The organism is Bradyrhizobium sp. USDA 4354 (assembly GCF_054060315.1).
The window spans coordinates 3,145,993-3,162,328 of sequence record NZ_JBSSDC010000001.1; the positions used below are offsets into that span (position 1 = coordinate 3,145,993).

General features: G+C 55.8%; 11 protein-coding genes and 1 pseudogene. 10 read left to right on the plus strand and 2 right to left on the minus strand.

Going from position 1 to position 16,336, the window contains the following annotated elements; all coding sequences use genetic code 11:
- Nucleotides 1–53 precede the first annotated feature (53 nt).
- The 4 genes from ACVIIV_RS14675 (at nucleotide 54) to ACVIIV_RS14690 (ending at nucleotide 7,037) form a co-directional block, all read left to right on the plus strand.
- Nucleotides 54–1,694: a DUF6538 domain-containing protein gene (locus tag ACVIIV_RS14675; RefSeq protein WP_456744824.1), complete on the plus strand. Its 1,641-nt coding sequence runs from the start codon at nucleotides 54–56 to the stop codon at nucleotides 1,692–1,694.
- Between the two features lie 477 nt (nucleotides 1,695–2,171).
- On the plus strand, nucleotides 2,172–2,486 hold the full coding sequence (locus ACVIIV_RS14680; protein WP_456744825.1) for a helix-turn-helix domain-containing protein: 315 nt from the start codon (nucleotides 2,172–2,174) through the stop codon (nucleotides 2,484–2,486).
- A gap of 419 nt (nucleotides 2,487–2,905) precedes the next feature.
- The gene (locus ACVIIV_RS14685) at nucleotides 2,906–6,664 is read left to right on the plus strand and encodes a CHAT domain-containing protein (protein ID WP_456744826.1); all 3,759 of its coding nucleotides are present in this window, start codon (nucleotides 2,906–2,908) and stop codon (nucleotides 6,662–6,664) included.
- A 16-nt stretch (nucleotides 6,665–6,680) separates the two neighbouring features.
- Nucleotides 6,681–7,037 (plus strand): hypothetical protein, encoded by a 357-nt coding sequence (locus tag ACVIIV_RS14690; RefSeq protein ID WP_456744827.1) that lies wholly within the window; start codon nucleotides 6,681–6,683, stop codon nucleotides 7,035–7,037.
- A 45-nt stretch (nucleotides 7,038–7,082) separates the two neighbouring features.
- On the opposite strand, the gene ACVIIV_RS14695 is transcribed toward ACVIIV_RS14690, so the two are convergent.
- The gene (locus ACVIIV_RS14695) at nucleotides 7,083–8,534 is read right to left on the minus strand and encodes an alpha/beta hydrolase (RefSeq protein ID WP_456744828.1); all 1,452 of its coding nucleotides are present in this window, start codon (nucleotides 8,532–8,534) and stop codon (nucleotides 7,083–7,085) included.
- Nucleotides 8,535–9,155: 621 nt separating this feature from the next.
- A complete protein-coding gene (locus ACVIIV_RS14700; RefSeq protein ID WP_456744829.1) occupies nucleotides 9,156–9,686 on the minus strand; it encodes a hypothetical protein in 531 nt (176 codons plus the stop codon).
- A gap of 558 nt (nucleotides 9,687–10,244) precedes the next feature.
- Between ACVIIV_RS14700 and ACVIIV_RS14705 the strand changes: the two genes are divergently transcribed.
- From ACVIIV_RS14705 to groL, 6 genes and pseudogenes are all read left to right on the plus strand, one after another.
- Nucleotides 10,245–10,586, plus strand: a complete 342-nt coding sequence (locus ACVIIV_RS14705) for a helix-turn-helix transcriptional regulator (RefSeq protein ID WP_456744830.1) — start codon at nucleotides 10,245–10,247, stop codon at nucleotides 10,584–10,586.
- Nucleotides 10,576–11,919: a type II toxin-antitoxin system HipA family toxin gene (locus tag ACVIIV_RS14710; RefSeq protein WP_456744831.1), complete on the plus strand. Its 1,344-nt coding sequence runs from the start codon at nucleotides 10,576–10,578 to the stop codon at nucleotides 11,917–11,919. Before ACVIIV_RS14705 ends, ACVIIV_RS14710 begins: the two co-directional genes overlap by 11 nt.
- Nucleotides 11,920–11,977: 58 nt before the next feature.
- Complete coding sequence (locus tag ACVIIV_RS14715; protein WP_283812003.1) at nucleotides 11,978–12,115, plus strand: MarC family protein; 138 nt, start codon at nucleotides 11,978–11,980, stop codon at nucleotides 12,113–12,115.
- Nucleotides 12,116–12,330: 215 nt separating this feature from the next.
- Nucleotides 12,331–12,798, plus strand: a complete 468-nt coding sequence (locus ACVIIV_RS14720) for an Hsp20/alpha crystallin family protein (protein WP_456744832.1) — start codon at nucleotides 12,331–12,333, stop codon at nucleotides 12,796–12,798.
- Nucleotides 12,799–12,871: 73 nt separating this feature from the next.
- Nucleotides 12,872–13,270, plus strand: a complete 399-nt coding sequence (locus ACVIIV_RS14725) for an Hsp20/alpha crystallin family protein (RefSeq protein WP_456744833.1) — start codon at nucleotides 12,872–12,874, stop codon at nucleotides 13,268–13,270.
- Nucleotides 13,271–13,534: 264 nt separating this feature from the next.
- Nucleotides 13,535–15,025 (plus strand): annotated as a pseudogene (gene groL / locus ACVIIV_RS14730) (chaperonin GroEL); the annotation flags it as partial.
- Nucleotides 15,026–16,336: the final 1,311 nt, after the last annotated feature.

Below are 16,336 nucleotides of genomic sequence, written 5' to 3' on the forward strand. Positions count from 1 at the left end.
AGCTTAGAGGGGCCGCCCTGCTACACAAACGTAGCCCACAAAGGTGGTCCACAATGGCGCCTTTGAGTTACATGCAGCGACGGGCATCCGGCACCTACGAGTTTCGAAAGAGACTGCCTGAAGCATTGGCAGGAAAGCCAGTTCCTTCGCATATGCGCGATGGGTTTGCCGATCTGGTCAACTCCAAGACGGGGCGTTTCAAGCGCGAACTCGTCCGATCCCTTCGGACGAAAGACCTTAGAGAAGCCAAAAGGCGCGACCATCGAGCAGCGCTCCAAGCGAGCAAGCTCTTCGAGGATGCAGTGAGTGCGCTATCGTCGCGTGACGTTACGCTGGCAGCCTCTCCAACCCTCGATTTGGAAGAGCTGGGCCAAGAGGTCTTGGTCGAACTTCTTGGTGGGGATGAAGCTGAGCGTCTGGACGGAGATGATCGTCCGCACCTGCAAACGCCTGAGGATCGAGCCAAATGGCCTGATCTCCTGGAAGTCCCGCCAAGCACTCAAATAGGAATGTCGGCCGATCATCTTCATGCCTACGGCGAATTACTGCCGGTGTTTGAAGACGAGTTCCGCGCAGCATACGCTCGGCGAGACCCGAAGATTGTCTATCCGGAGACAAACATCGCACTAAAGAAGCGTGGAATATATTGGAGCAAGTCCTCGTCAGAGTTTCAGGCTGCGGCCCTAGTGGTGCTTGAGGCGCACGTCCGTGCTTATGACGCGATGGGTCGGCGGCAGCGCGGCGAGATTATTTCAACGCCAAAGGTCGCTCCGGCAAAGAAGGAGCTTGGCCCAAAACCTTCGGAAGCGTTGAAGGCATGGGCAGCCGGTGGAGTTGCACAGAACGCGAAGAAGCCGAACGCCAACACCGTCACGGAGGCGGAGCAGGCGGTTCGATACTTTCATGAGCTTCATGGGGACTTGCGCTTAGGGGAGATCACTCGCGAGAAGGCCAGGGAGTTTCGTGACGCTGTTGCAAAGGTGCCGAGCGCTCTTCCAAGGGACCTCCGCAAACTGCCCCTTCCGAAGTTGCTTGAACGCGATCTCAGCGGATTTAAGCCGCGCATGGCCACGACCGTAAACAAGATCGTTCAGATCTTGGGCGGGATCGTCTCCCGGGCTGAGCGAGAGGGTTTTTTGGACAAGGTGCCCGGTTACGTGAATCCGTTTGGCAAAGCTATTCGGTTCTCCGTTGATCGCAATGAGGCAGCCCGAAAGAATTTTGATAAGGCTGACCTCAGAGCGGTTTTCTCGTCACCTGTTTTCTTGTTGGGTGAGCGTCCGGCCGGCGGCGGCGAGGAGGCAGCCTTTTGGTTCCCCCTGATCGGACTTCTATCGGGGATGCGTCTGGATGAAATCGCTCAATTGCGAATCCGCGACCTACGGCAGGATGATGATACCAAGCGGTGGTACTTCGATATCGACCGGACGGGCGGGCGATCGACGAAGAATTCCTCATCGATCCGTCATGTCCCGATGCATCGTGAACTGAAGCGTATTGGCTTGCTGCGATATCGACAGTCGCTCATGAAGGCAGGCCTTAAGCTCGATGATCCTCTGTGGCCTGCCGTGATGGCTGAGGGCCAAAGAACCCGGTCGTCGGCTTGGTCGAAGTGGTTTGGGCCGCTATCTACGCTCGACATGCGGCATCGCCGATATCGCCAAGGTGTTTCATTCTTTCAGGCACACATTTAAGCGCATGACTCGCGATGCAGGTCTCCCAGAGGAATTGCATGATGCGCTGACAGGTCACGCGAACAGCGGCAGTGTGGGTCGTTCGTATGGTCGTGGCTTTTCCTTGAGTCCTCTGGCCAAGGCGATGGACGAAGTCGCTTCACCCGCCGATTTGACCACGCTCAATTGGTCTTCGGCAAACCAGACCTCGATACAGAGATCAGGTTTGTCTGCAAGGCCGAGACGTCATCTCGTATTGGCGTATTGAGTCGCGGACGTCTTGCGGGCCTTTATCTCGGCACAGGCGAGGAAAGCGCCATCGCGTAGGTGACTCTCATACGATTAGTCTTTGCGGACGCCATGCAGGTATGCCCCGAAAGGAGCCGCCGCCGTCAAGATCACGACGTTGCGAACGCGATCCACGATCACCCGAGCCCGTGCATTCTCTCGATGTGATTCATCGTGAGGAGAAAGACTACCGGTGTGCTGGCAACTAATATGACTATCATGGTTCAACGAGAAAATGCGACTCATAGTCCGTATACCGAAAGTCACCATGACTGCCTGCTTCCGAAGATGGAAGACGAGACAGGCATCATTGATGGGGTGGCGGCGGCCGTTCGGAAGGCCCGCAAGAGTCTCGGGCTGTCCCAAGAGGATTGGGCCTTAGAGGCGGGGGTGGACCGTACCTATGTCGGCCAGGTCGAGCGCGGCACTCGTAATTGCACGATTGTTGTCCTGGCTCGCTTGGCTCGTGCGCTGAAGGCAACCTCAGACCGGCTGTTGGTGCCCCAAAAGAAAACGCGGGGCTGATTCCAGAATCCGTCCGATGTCACCTCGGTTACTTTGAGCGCCCTTCCCGACCACCGGCCCCCTCGACATTCCAGACCAAGCCATCGCGGATGGGGAGGTGGTGGTCGTCCATGAGTGCCGGCCCAACTTTTTAGAGCTGCACGTTGGTCAGTTGTCCTGTCATTTACATACAACCGCAGCCCGACTATACTTATCCAATCTTGAGTGCAGCTTAATTTTGAATAACGACATAGCATCGGCGAAAGAGCCCTGGGGCGAGCGACGCTACGTAGCCTACCTTCGTTGTGCATACGCGAGCCGCCGTCATGGCTGAATGGATTGCAGAAATTTAGCGCGACTTGTTGCGCTGTCCTTTCCCTACTTCGCAACCGGTGGGAGGACATCCGATAAGAGCAAGAGCTTATTAAGGAGCTATTGCAGTGGCTTTCTTTGGGATTCCGATGGGCACAATAGGTGCTTTCGGTTTCGCCGTTGCCATCTTTGTTGGGCTCTCTAGTGCTTGCTATGCGGCACAAGATGACCGATTTGCGCAGTATCCGCGAGAGTTCTTAGCCAATCAATCAAATTCGTTGCTGCAAGCGGCAATTGCGCAAGACAAAAAGCGGCTTGAGGCACTGGAGAAGGAAGCGGCTGCCGCAGGTGGATTTAAGACTGCATCGGAGTCGATCGACTACGCCGTCGCCTTACTCGCAACTGGAAAACTCGACGACGCAAAGATCCAGCTCTCACGTGTTGAAACACGCAGGGACACTGGTGCCAGGCTCTCAACAGTCATTCGGCTCGTTAGATCACTCGTTTTCTTGAAGGAACGTGCCTTTGAGCCGGCCTCACGCGCCTTGTCCGAAGCTTGCTCCAGCGAGAGCGCTGCCGGCGTTAAGAAGGTCTGCCGTCACCTGGCGGCGCAGGTAGCGAGCCTAAGCGGAGATCACATACCCTCCCTCGCTGCTATTCGAAATCTCCATGACCAAGACGGGATGATTGAGTTTCCAGGAAATGCCATTGCTAGAGAACCCAGCTGGGATGCAGTGCGAGTGGCAGACTACGTTGTTCTGAAGTCGTTCGATGAAGCGGTGTGGGGGACGTACGAACAGGATCGGCATAGAAGTCGTGTTCGTGGCAACTACGTAGGCATGAACGATGTCTTTATGCGCTCTTCTTCATCGTTCGGCGAAAATTGGCGAGCTCTTGAAGAGCTACTCAAATTCGAGTTCGCACGCGGCAATTACCAAGCTGCACTGAATTGGATCAAGGAGTTTGAAATAAACATTCTCGCCCGAAATTGGCGACATCCTATTGAGACACGTGGCTATGCAGCCCGCGCCTACATGGGTTTGGGCAAGCACGAGGACGCCGAGGACGAGCTCAATGCGGCCGAAGAGTCGATCGATGACTTGTTCGAAGATCAAATCTCTCGCTACTTGGCGTGGATAGATTTGAGCAGGACTTTCAATGTTCCTGGGTTGGAGCAACTTGCGAATTCACGTCTGGAGAAACGTTGGGGCGCTACATCGTCACTAAAGGACATCGACTCTCAACTTGTCGCGTTCGAGTTCGGTATCATGTTGTTACAAAACTACAGTCGAATAGCTGATCTTCCAAAATTCGAAGGGCTTAGGCGGCAAATCGAACCCATCGCACTCCGAATTGAAGGAAAGATTCCCGCTCGGTGGCCCGGCAAGCGCTTCCATACAGGCTGGATCGAATTGGCGCTTGCCGAGACCATACTGAAGTACGACCCGCGGCCTGAACGGTTGACGGAGGTTGCGGTCAAGTTGGACCGGAACTTGGCGACATTGAAGGAAGTCATCGATCTGACTGGCTCAAACGGGCTTTTCAAGCCACGAGAGCTGAGGATGCGCGAAGAGACCTCTCAGAGAAACAAGACGAAGTTACACATCCTTCGTTCCGCCTCCGACCTTCAGCAAGAGCTAATTCCTACTCTTGGACGAATCTACCAGGAACTGAAATCATGGAACAAGGCCATCCCACTGCTGGAGAGCGCATACTACATCAGCATGCAAGAAAGCGTCTGTGGCCGTCCTATCGAGCAGTCGGTAATTTCCATCCGTTTATGGCAGGTCGCGCAGAAGCGGAATGCTGAATCAGATATGATGAATTGGCAGAGGAACTTAGAATCATGTCTGCTCATCTTTGATAATAAGGCGCCGCAGGTTGCCTGGCTGCTCGCACAAAGAGCACGGTCATATTTGTCGAGCAGCAACTACTACGGTACAGAATTCGCGCTGGCGCGAGCCATTTGGATTCAGCGAGAACTTGAGAGGCCAAATGACCGAATTCTTGCGGCATATCTTCATCAACATGCGGAAGTCCTGCACGCAGAGGGCAGGGGCATGCTGGCTCTCGACCTACTCAAAGAGTCCGGGAACATAATTACTTCGGTAGATCGTCAAGGATGGACCCCTGAGGAGCAGACCCTCATCGAACGGCAAATTGCGATCTACGCCGATCTAGTAAACACAACCGCAAGCCCGAGAGAGAGAGTCCATTTACTTGACGCGGCTTTTGAGCTCTCGCAGAAATGGCTCAGCAACGAGGCCGGGCGTGCTGTCGAAGCGTTGGCACGCCGCAATGCAATTAAAGATGAGAAATTGGCATCGCTTGTACAGAAACGAGGAGAACTAAGCTACCAGCGCTCCCTACTGGAAAGTCAGTTTGCCAGCATAATCGGAACCTCAAGCTCTTCTGGGATAATACAAGCCCGCCAAAACATCGCAACTCAGCTCCGTAAACTTGAAGTCGCAATGGAGGGCGTAGACAAGAACATCTCCGCGGCCGGCAACGAGCTCATCAGTGTTCCCATTCTCAAGATCAGTGAAGTAGTTAGCCGGCTCGATAAAGACGAACAGCTTATCTACTTCGTCTTCGGGACCACCGACGTGGTGCGCTGGACAATAGCCAAGGACAAGCCAGCAACAATAGTCCGATTGCCGACTAAGCCAAGCGACATGTCGAAGATGATTGCCAAAGTGCGATGCAGCGTCGATACGCTGGTTTGGTCCTCTGACCGAAAGAAAAATACACGCTCCTGCGCTGGCAATGTTCAGCCTTTCTCACCGCAGCTCGATGCGCGTGATTTGCCATTCGAATTGGAAGCCGCGCACAGTCTATACTTGGCATTGTTTCAGGGGATTGATGGCGCTTCGGAAACGTGGACTATCATTCCGAGCGGAGCTCTCGCTTCTCTTTCCTTTGCGACTCTTGCAATCAGCGTTCCCGAATCTCTCGACGATAGTACGCCAGCCTATGCGGGCGCAGAATGGCTCGGCATCGAACGGACCTTGAACTTTTTGCCTGCGATTTCTAGCCTGAGAAGTCGCAACGCTTGGCCCAGCAAAGCACACGAGGCCTATGTGGGGTTTGGAAATCCGATTGCATTCAACCGACCCGGGGAGACTCAGATCAACGGGTGTCATGAGGAGCAAACGGCTATTTGCAGATTTAAGATGCCGAAAAGCCTGTTGACGGTGTCCGGGACAGGTCAGGCGAGTGAGTTGTCTTGGGAACCCATTCCGCAAACTGCGTGTGAAATATGTACTATCGGCAGACATTTCAGCCGCGAGGGGACACGCCGAAGCCTGTACGTGGGATCTAGTATGACGAGATCTGCAATTAAAGCGATGGGGGCGGCCGATCCAATAAGTGGTCGATCTGCGCTGCAGAGCTACCGCATAGTACATTTCGCAACGCACGGCATCATGGCAGGGCAATTCGCGGAAGCCGTTGAACCTGGATTGGTGATGTCAGCGCCTCAGGGTGCATCTAGGCCGAAGCAACACGACCTGATCTTGACCACTGGTGACATCGCGGAACTGAAGCTCGATGCGGAATGGGTGATCCTTTCTGCATGCAACACTGCAGCGGGTAATCGACCCGGAGGCGAGGCATTGTCCGGGCTCGCGCGAGCGTTCCTGTATGCAGGTGCGCGATCGGTGCTCGTGTCTCACTGGAGCGTATTTACAGACGCCGCAATCTTGGTTTCAACTTCTGCGATTCAGGCTATGGCAGCCGATCCAACTTTGACGCGGCCCCAAGCGCTCCGCGTGGCTATAACAAAGATCCATCGTCAAGGAAGGGCCGAACTCGCGCTTGGGACAAAGGGCAACAAATTACATCCGGCATACTGGGGGGCATTTTCTCTAATTGGAGACACGCGATAATTTGGAGGTCTTAGCAATGCGTAGACCGTATTTGCCCGCTTTGTTGTTACTGGCTTCGTTCGCGACAGAGACGATTGCACAAAAATTTGCAGAACCAGGCTGGTCAATGACGATGCTTACCATTGCAGGGGCTTGCGGAGCCGACCGGAGCAAGGTCAATCAAGCGGCAAACTATATTGCTCTGTGGGCAGCCCGGAATGTCCGGGATCCATCAGAGTTTACGCAAGAGAAGATCTTAAAGATCGTGGACGAGGACAAAGAGATACAAAATGTTGTCAAAGAGAAGGATGCCTTCATTCATCCTTGCGATCGATGGCGCCAGATGTTGGACGTTTTTCTGGCCTCAAAAGGCTCGGTGATGGACAAGAAATAAACTAGGCCGAGCACTTCCCTCGCGCGGCTACCAAATCTCCATGCTTCACTGCGCGTATCGCCAGAATAGGAGCTGTCCCGGGAGCGACACTGAACGTATTCCAGGCGTTCTAATGTTCGGCGGTCGCTCGCCTGTTCTCAGCAGTCTTCCAATGTCATCTATAGCTGACCTCGTTGAAGCAAACGTGTTATGGTTTAAACCGAAGAGCTCGCTACCAATAGCCGTTACGTCAATCGTGTCGATGTTCGGCAACAGCACAGGAAGCTCTGGAAGTGCGGGAATGTCGCCAGCCCGAGGCCCCTGAGCAATCTTGTGCGACAGCCGAAGCGCCTTATCGGCTGAGGAAGCGTACAGGGTAATGCCGCGAAATCCACCTAGATTGGGCCCGAGTACGTTGAACAAATCTCGATCAATGTCGGGGGCGGCCAGGAGTAGTTGACCAAGCGATTTGTTCTGGAGATCGGGTCCGGGGGCAGACAGCGCTTGGACAGCAATTAAGCTTCCCATGCTATGCGCTATAATGTGGATTGCGGAGAGCCGGGTCTCGTTCTGTAGCATGGTCAACAGCTGACGGAACGCAGGAACTGAGAACTCTGCGCTCTCACGGTCGAATTCGTAGGAGAGCACGGCTCCCTTGGAAGGCCAAGAAAACATAATAGGTACGCCTCGAAACTGAGTGTCCCAAACGATCTGAGCTAACCGAAACAATCCATCTTGAAAGCGCGTATTAAAGCCGTGAATGAAGATCAGAGCCTGATCGCTACCAGTGCTCTTGACGCTGTCGATAAAGTCATTCTTCGACAACCAGCGAGTTGACCGTATTGTAAAGTGCTTCTTCTCCTGCTCCTGCTCGCGATACAAGGTGAGTCCAAAGAAGACCCACTGCCTGGGCCGCTCCACCTGACCAATACGATGGTTTTTGTCTGCTGGCACGCGAATCCGCGCAGCGCCGAAGCTTAACGGCTGACGCTGCTCGTCCGCGACCAGTTCCAGTTGTGTCTCCTTCGGAGCAGGTATCCGTTGAATTCTGCGAGTTGTTGCGATCAACACATCGACAGTGTGCGCGGTGAGCTCCTGCGGCCCTGTCGATTCGGGTCTCGATCCGCTTGTTTGAGGACTTGAACCTGCCCAAGCCGGTCTCGCCCATTTTGTCCAATCTTCTGCCATTTCTCTTTGAGCTTGTGTCAAACTCATGCGACCCGCTTTGACCTCAGCAGCGAGGAACCTCTGCACGAAGAGCTTCTGCTTGAAATATCGCTGCCATAACTCCGCACCGGGCGGTCCACACAACGGCCAGATATTATCGAGCGAGTCAGCGCCCCCTAAATCGAGTGGAATCAGATGATCCAACTCGCACGTTTGTTTGTCTCCAGTGTTGTTTACCGGTCGACTGAGATTGTAGCGTTCGTAGATACTCGCTCGCTGCTCCTCAGAGATGTTCTTGTTGAGTAGACAATTGGTGTGAAAATCGGGGGCACGGATAAGTTCGAGAGTCACGGTTGGGTTTACGGCTCCGGGGGTGCATGAGGGATCCGGGAACGGAAAACCTTCTCTAAGTTGAATAGAGCATTTCTGTTGAAGTGACGAGACCTGCCCTAGCGGCTGATTCATCCCTGGATCAATGTTCGCGCAGCGCTGCGCTACTGCGAGGTGACCGGGAAGGAATACTAGCACGAGAATTATCGCAGGCGAGGTTAGCATCCGTCCAAACATATGCGTTCTCCATCTTGAGTTGATGGGGCACCTCGGAACTATTATGGCTGTGAAGTCGAAGCCTTTCAACTATGGCGCGGGTCGCAGTAGTTTGGTTACCTGTTCATCAGCAGCTGGAGGTCGGACGAGATCCGAGTTGATACGACAACTTGTTGGCGGCCTTACGCCTCTCCTCAGTGATGATATCGCGATCATCGAGCGAACGGCCTTCAGACAACGAGCACCGTGCTCCCCGATCCTGCACGGTTGAAGAAGCACAGGACTGAACCCTAAAGTTTACACGGTATTCTGCCTCACTTCGCATCCTCTTAATGCCCGCGACCCATGATCTCCGGGGGATGGTGGCGTTCATCCCTGACGCTCCCTCCTGCGCGGATACCTTTGGGCTACCCCTTCGAAGAATGTCTAGGAGCGATGGATGGAGCAGCATCCGTCCTCAGCGATTGTCCTTCGCGTAGGGAGTGGGAGATGCTCACCAAGGCTGTCCGCCGGCTGGATGAGCGAAGGCATCTTCGTTCTCTCGGATATCCTGTAGCCGCGCCGGTCTTCCTCGATCAGGCCACACGACGCCATGAGGTCAATCGCCGTCAAGAAGTGCTGGCCATAGACCGGGTTCGCCGTGGCGTTACCTTGATATAGGAAATCGTGCGACCGAGGCACGGCAAGCTTAGCATCAGAGCCGGTGGCTTTGAGCAGGAGGAGATTGCAGGCTAGCGCCTCAGCCGCCTCGCGCGCCTTCCTTCCCTCGCTAGAGGCAAGTTGCGCCCTCTCTATCGCCAATCGTTGTACGACCCGGTCTTCAAGTTGCTCGCGTTCCCTCGTAAGTTGCTCGCGTTCCAGCCGCAGCGCCTCGACTTTTCGAGCCAACTCGGCGTCCTTGCTCGCCAGCTGTTCCTGAAAGCGCTGACGCGTTTCCGCGAGCAGCGGAGCAGCCAATGATTCCGTCAGGTGGATCTCGTGATTGCAGTTGGGGCATTGCAGGGTCGGTTCAGTTGAAGCGCCGGCTGCGATTGCTTTAAGTTCATGAACTTCCCCATTCCGACCGGTCCGGATTGAAAATCAATCCAAGTGCGATTGGGCCGTCTGCGGCGGCGATGTCTACATGCTGTTCGCCGGTCGCCGCCCTTTTCCACGCAATCCGCACCTTTTGAGCCGGGCAGAAATCGCCCGCTCTTTGGCAAAGAACTGGCTTTGCCGCATTGAGCGAGGTTGAAAGGGCGGTCTTCGATGTTCCTGTTATGTACTCGCGAGGCTGCCGTCAATTGGTTTCCCATCTGATGCATGTCGGGATCGGATCAGCGGGCCCATGTTGAGCGCAAGGTGTGCACGCGGTTAATTCTCAGCCTTTTCTAGGGAAGTCTTGGCGTGTTAAGGCGCCAACATGTGGCTTTGCGGTAGCTTAAGGCGCCAAGTAGTTGACATCGCAGGGAGGGGTGCTATATTTCTCGGTGCCATAAGGCGCCAATAAGCCTTTTAAGGGAGCCTTAAGACGCCATGCCTCCTCGCAGTCAATTTATCAGCGCACCACCCTCTGCCGTTCAGGAAGCGATCAAGCGCTTGGGCAACAACCTCCGGACCGCGCGCCTGCGCCGCAACCTGAGCCATACAGAGCTGGCAACTAAGCTGGGCGTAGATCGGCACGTCATCGCCGATGCTGAGAACGGGAAATTGAGCACCAGTGCCGGCGTGTATCTCGGCATGCTGTGGGCAATGAATCTTCTCCCGTCTCTTGCCGACGTTGCCAACCCGAAGAACGATGAGGAGGGGCTCGCTCTAAGCGGCCTCGATGAGCGCGAGCGTGCGCGGCAGAGGGGGGGACCAAGCAATGCCTTCTGAGGAATGTTTCGTCTATATCACGCTGCCAGGCCAGACAGAACCGGTTACGGCCGGGCGGTATCAGCTCGACACGACACGCCAAGGTGCCGCCGTTGGACAATTCGTCTATGGCCGCAGCTACCTCGAGCGAAAGGATCGCGTCGAGTTCGATCCGGTCGAGCTCAAGATTCAAGTTCCGCCATTCCGGACAACAAAGCTGCGAGGCAATTTTGGCGCGTTGCGCGACAGCTCTCCGGACGCCTGGGGACGCAAGCTGATCGAAGCTCGTCTGGGCAATCCGTCGCCGAGCGAAATTCAATATCTGCTCAATTCACCCGACGATCGCGCCGGCGCCTTGGGCTTTGGTCTCAACGTGCAACCGCCGGCACCTGTTCGTACGTTCAACAAGACGCTGGACTTGGCGCGTTTAATCGAAGTAGCCGACCAGATCGTTGCCGCCGAGAAGGATCCAGCAGCAGCAGCACCAGCAGGTGCTGACGCTGAACAGGCAGAGGCGTTGATGCGCGCGGGCACTTCGATGGGGGGCGCGCGGCCGAAGGCTACTGTCGAGGACGAGGGTGCGCTTTGGCTCGCGAAATTCCCCCACCGCGACGATCGATGGAATAACCCTCGGGTCGAGCACGCCATGCTGACCCTTGCTCGCGGGTGCGGGATCTCGTGCGCAGAGAGCCAGATGACCACGATCGGCGATAAAGATGTCGTCCTGATTAAACGGTTCGATCGGAATAAGGCGGAGAAGGGTTACCACCGCAGCAGGATGGTGAGCGCCTTGACGCTGCTCGATGCCGATGACACGCCTGATACTGTCGATAAGCGTCAAAAATGGTCATATCTCCTGCTGGCTGACGAAATTCGGCGAGCCGCATCCGGAAGTCAGTCGAAAGATCTGCCAGAGCTGTTTCGGCGGGTGTGCTTTAACGCTCTCATCTCCAATACCGACGATCATCCACGTAACCATGCCATCTTGGCAAAGGACCAAGCGTGGTCTCTGTCACCGGCATACGATCTCACCCCGAACCCGATGATTGCCTTGGAGCGCCGGGACCTGGCGATGGCGTTTGGCAACTGGGGGCGTTACGCCAACCGGCTCAATTTGCTCTCGCAGAGCGAACGTTTCCTCTTATCAAAAGAAGAGGCAACGGCAATCGTCGACGGCATGAAAGCGACCATTGGGGAGTCCTGGTATAGGGTCTGCCGACAGGTTGGCGTCAGCGAGCGTGACTGCGAATTGATCCGTAGCGCGTTCGTTTACGAAGGCTTCGGTTACGATTTGGAGGATCCGACGATCGCAACCGACGACGCCGAAGAGCTGCCAACGACCCGTCCGCGTTAAAGCGAACGGGAATCTGCCGAAGCGCGATGATCGCGCGCTCATCAGGCGGCCGCCATGGATGCCAATCGAGCGCTTCTTAGGCAGGACCGGCATTAATGTCATGACCCGCGTCAGGGCCCTCATCGTCGCGGCGATCGGCGTGAATTTCATCACGACGGGCATCAGGAGCGAATTGCCAGGATTGGCAGGCCAATAAGATGGGTGTCCCCATTCGGCCCCGAGCCCTCGCTGACACTTTCAGAATTTAGCCAGTACGAGAAGCAAGCGGTCCTGCTTGCCGCCCGTGAGGCGCAATGAATTATTACGATAGCTCAATAACTTACACCCGCGCCGGCTGACGAGCCACTGACTAGCACTCACCTCTTGAAAGTGCCAGTGATCGTCCCAAATCAAAGCCTCGAGGGGGCGACCATGATCCTTCCTCGCCCCGTCAACAAAATAGGGGTTGCAAACATGATCATGGGATTTGCTGATCCGTTCGACACACTGCTCGACCTACAACGCTCCCTTGAATCGACTTTGGCCAGCGACTGGCTGCAAGATCTCACCACCACTCGCGGGCCATTCCCACCGACCAACGTTTTCCAGCAGGGCGACGACATCCTGGCGATCATCGAATTGCCGGGTGTTAGCAAAAGCGACCTGCAGATCCAGGCCAAGGAGAACTCGATCCGCATCTTCGGAAAGAAGGCGGTTGGCTATCCCGATGAGACGAGCCTGCATCGGCGCGAGCGCGTTTCCGGTGATTTCGACCGAACGTTGTCATTGCCGGTGCAGATCGACCCGGATGGCATCAAGGCCGAATATCGGGACGGCATCTTGGCGCTATTCCTGCCGCGTGCGGAAAGCGACAAACCGCGCACCATCAAGATCACATGAACCCCTCTGTCGCCACCAGTTCGACCGAACGGCGGAGGACCGCGTGGCGTGGCAGCTTTGAGGAGTAACTATCATGGCTTCTAAAAAGGAACTGCAGGTCGCGCAGAAGCGCGAGTTGGAAAAGAAGGAGGAGACTACCATCCCTGCCCGGATATTTATGCCGAGCGCGGACATCTATGAGACCAAGGACGGGCTCAATGTGGTACTCGAGATGCCGGGGGTCGACAAAAATAGCGTCGACATTCGAGTTGAGGACGACGTGCTGAAGGTCGACGGAAAGCTCGACTTCTCCAAATACCGCGGTCTCCAGCCCCTCTACACCGAATACAATGTCGGGCACTTCTCGCGAAGCTTTCGTCTCTCGAGCAAGATCGACCAGGGCAAGATCGCAGCTGAACTCAAGGACGACGTGCTGTCGCTCATGCTGCCTTTGGCCCAGAAAGCCAAGCCGCGAGCGATTCAGGTCAACTGAAGCGGCGGTAGGCCCGGTGGCGTGCGCTACGTTGCATAGCTCGCGCTGCATCGACGTCAATATCGGCGATCTTGTGGACCGCAAAGAGTCGGGAACCGAGATCGATGCCGTCGAATACTCGGTCATGAAGTAAGCAGAGGCTGTTGGCGTGCTGACCAGGTTTCGGTTGAGACAAGAGGTGACTAGTCGCAGGCGCGCGCTCTCGGCGCAGCCATTTTAGAGAGGAACGATCATGAGCTCAACTCGACTGACTCCCGAGAAAAAATGCTCCGTGGCGTCGACGTTCTAGCCAACGCGGTCAAAGTGACGCTGGGTCCGAAGGGTCGCAACGTTGTGCTTGAAAAAGAGTTTTGGTGCGTCTCGCATAACCAAGGACGGGCGTAACAGGTGCCAAGGAAATCGAACTCGAGGACAAGTTCGAGAACATGGGAGCACAGATGGTCCGCGAGGTCGCCTCGAAGACCTCCGATCAAGCAGGCGATGGCACAACCACTGCTACCGTTCTTGCACACGCAATTGTACGTGAAGGCGCAAAGGCGGTCGCAGCGGGCATGAATCCCATGGATCTCAAGCGTGGTATCGATCTCGCGGTCGATGCGGTCGTCGATGAACTCAAGAAGAACACGAAGAAGCTTACCTCAAATGAAGAAATTGCGCAGATCGCGACGATCTCCGCCAACGGTGACAAGGAAATCGGTCGGTTCCTGGCCGATGCAATGAAAAAGGTTGGCAACGAGGGAGTGATCACGGTCGAGGAGGCCAAGAGCCTGAATACCGAGCTCGAAGTCGTTGAAGGCATGCAGTTCGACCGCGGCTACATCTCGCCCTATTTTGTCACCAATGCGGAGAAGATGCGGGTTGAGCTGGACGATCCATACATCTTCATCCATGAAAAAAAGCTCTCCGCGTTGCAGCCGATGCTGCCGCTGCTGGAAGCGGTCGTGCAGAGCGGCAAACCCCTGCTTATGATCGCCGAAGACGTGGAAGGTGAGGCGCTTGCCACGCTTGTCGTGAACAGGCTGCGTGCCGGATTGAAGGTCGTGGCGGTCAAGGCACCCGAGTTCGGTGACCGACGCAAAGCCATGTTGCAGGACATTGCGATCCTGACTGGCGGCAATTTCATTTCCGAGGAACTCGGCACGAAGCTTGAAAGCGTTACGCTAGCCATGCTGGGGCGCGCTAAGAAGGTGACGATCGACAAGGATAATACGACAATCGTCGGCGCCGGCAAGAAGTCGGAGATCGAGGCGCGCATTAAACAGATCAGAGCCGAAATCGAAGAGACCACTTCGGATTATGATCGGGAAAAGCTGCAGGAGCGGCTGGCAAAGCTTGCTGGCGGAGTTGCCGTCGTCCGGGTAGGTGCGCGACAGAAGTCGAGGTCAAGGAGCGGAAAGACCGTGTCGATGATGCCATGCATGCGACGCGCGCAGCCGTCGAAGAAGGCATTCCTCCGGGCGGCGGAGTGGCGTTGCTACGGGCTACAGCGGCGCTGGCGAAACTCAAGCCCGCAAACGACGGTCAGCGACACGGCCTAGAAAGCGTCAAGCGGGCGCTAACCTGGCCAGCACGGCACATCGCGGAAAATGCGGGAGAAGATGGCTCGATCGTGGTCGGAAAGGTGCTTGAGGCCAAGGACTACGCCTGGGGTTTCGATGCGCAGACAGCAGAATACGGTAATCTGTTTGCGAAAGGCATCATCGACCCGACCAAGGTCTAAGGTCCGCATTGCAGGACGCAGCTTCGATCGCCGCTCGGGCGGCATGCTGCGCGTGGAGGTTCCGGGGACAGTCGTGACGTTCGAATGCCGCGAGACGATTTCGTTCGTCACGGTTTGCGGGAACACCGGCTCTTCGCTTTCGATATAGAAGTGATCGGTGTAGCTACAGATATCGGCGCGGAGCTCGTTCTCCAAGATCAGAACCGTTCCTGTGAGGTTCTTCCCCGTGACGAGCTCGACGCAGTGCAGCGGTCCTGTGCTTTCGCTCTGCGGCATGCAGCACCTTCGGGTGTTTTACCTATTTGGTCCTTGGCTATGGCTAGAAACGCATGCCGCCAAAGCGCAAAAAAGATCAACACAGCCGCGCAAAACCGCCAGCGCGCCGACTGCACTAATCCTGAAACCCCACAGACTGACTTCGAGTCTTGGCTCACGCATCGCGCAATTCTCCATTAAGAATTCCGAGAATTACCTTGCGGGGGAATTTCTTTTTGTCGCCGTTGTTCAGACGGCCGTCAACCATGCGCGGATTTCTTTGTCACGGATGTCTTTGAAAGGCTTTTGAAACGCCCTTCAAGGCGGCCTTAACATAAAGAGATCGACGACCCGCAAAGCCGCGGTGGCGGCAGTACCTCTGGCTAAGTGATTCGCCCATGCCGGAAACAGCCATGACCAAAGATGGGCTGGGCGTATGCGGCTCTGCCGCACCGGTGCTCTCGTGAACCGAGCCGCATAGGGCGTCTCGGCCATTCGGCTTCGATCACGCTTGCGCGCATAAGGAGAGCGGCCACGCCGCTCGCATCCCTTCTTCCTGTTGCTAAAGGGCAGCACGGCCCGCCCATGATGTTTGAAAGCCCGAGCCCCCAAGGCGCCCTAGCATCGGCACGGGCCTTCACTTCCTCGAAGCGGTTGCGCGCGGCCTGCTCTTCCTGCCGAAGCCGTTACTCGGATCGCTAGCCCCTTGCAGGCGTCGGCCTTGACCTCGAAGCGTTCAGTCCCTTGGGGGCGACAAATCGTGCGGTGAAGCGGGACATGGGATTCCGGCTCCGGGGTTCGGCGCGCGGTCTCCCCCGGGAAATTTTTGCACCAAGATTGGCTTGATCGTTCCTGTTCTGTTTAAGACGAGCCTGGAGGCGGCGTCAATTAAGGGGCCGTTTCAATGGGTTACATGGATCGCCTTGGACGAGCCCTGACAGTCTCAGAATCTAATTGTTTTGGATTTCGAGTTCTCCGCGAAGCGGCTGCTGCTCATATGGCTGCTTGGCACCTACCCAACTTTACCCAGTTGCGCTCGTATCCGGGCTTATGGGCCATTTTACTTCGATCTAGACCTCCAAATGTCCAGA

Bases quoted from the DNA above. Each gene is read 5' to 3' on its own strand.
- ACVIIV_RS14675 (WP_456744824.1), top strand. From the start codon at position 54: ATGGCGCCTTTGAGTTACATGCAGCGACGGGCATCCGGCACCTACGAG.
- ACVIIV_RS14680 (WP_456744825.1), top strand. From the start codon at position 2,172: ATGACTATCATGGTTCAACGAGAAAATGCGACTCATAGTCCGTATACC.
- ACVIIV_RS14690 (WP_456744827.1), top strand. From the start codon at position 6,681: ATGCGTAGACCGTATTTGCCCGCTTTGTTGTTACTGGCTTCGTTCGCG.
- ACVIIV_RS14705 (WP_456744830.1), top strand. From the start codon at position 10,245: ATGCCTCCTCGCAGTCAATTTATCAGCGCACCACCCTCTGCCGTTCAG.
- ACVIIV_RS14710 (WP_456744831.1), top strand. From the start codon at position 10,576: ATGCCTTCTGAGGAATGTTTCGTCTATATCACGCTGCCAGGCCAGACA.
- ACVIIV_RS14715 (WP_283812003.1), top strand. From the start codon at position 11,978: ATGCCAATCGAGCGCTTCTTAGGCAGGACCGGCATTAATGTCATGACC.
- ACVIIV_RS14720 (WP_456744832.1), top strand. From the start codon at position 12,331: ATGATCCTTCCTCGCCCCGTCAACAAAATAGGGGTTGCAAACATGATC.
- ACVIIV_RS14725 (WP_456744833.1), top strand. From the start codon at position 12,872: ATGGCTTCTAAAAAGGAACTGCAGGTCGCGCAGAAGCGCGAGTTGGAA.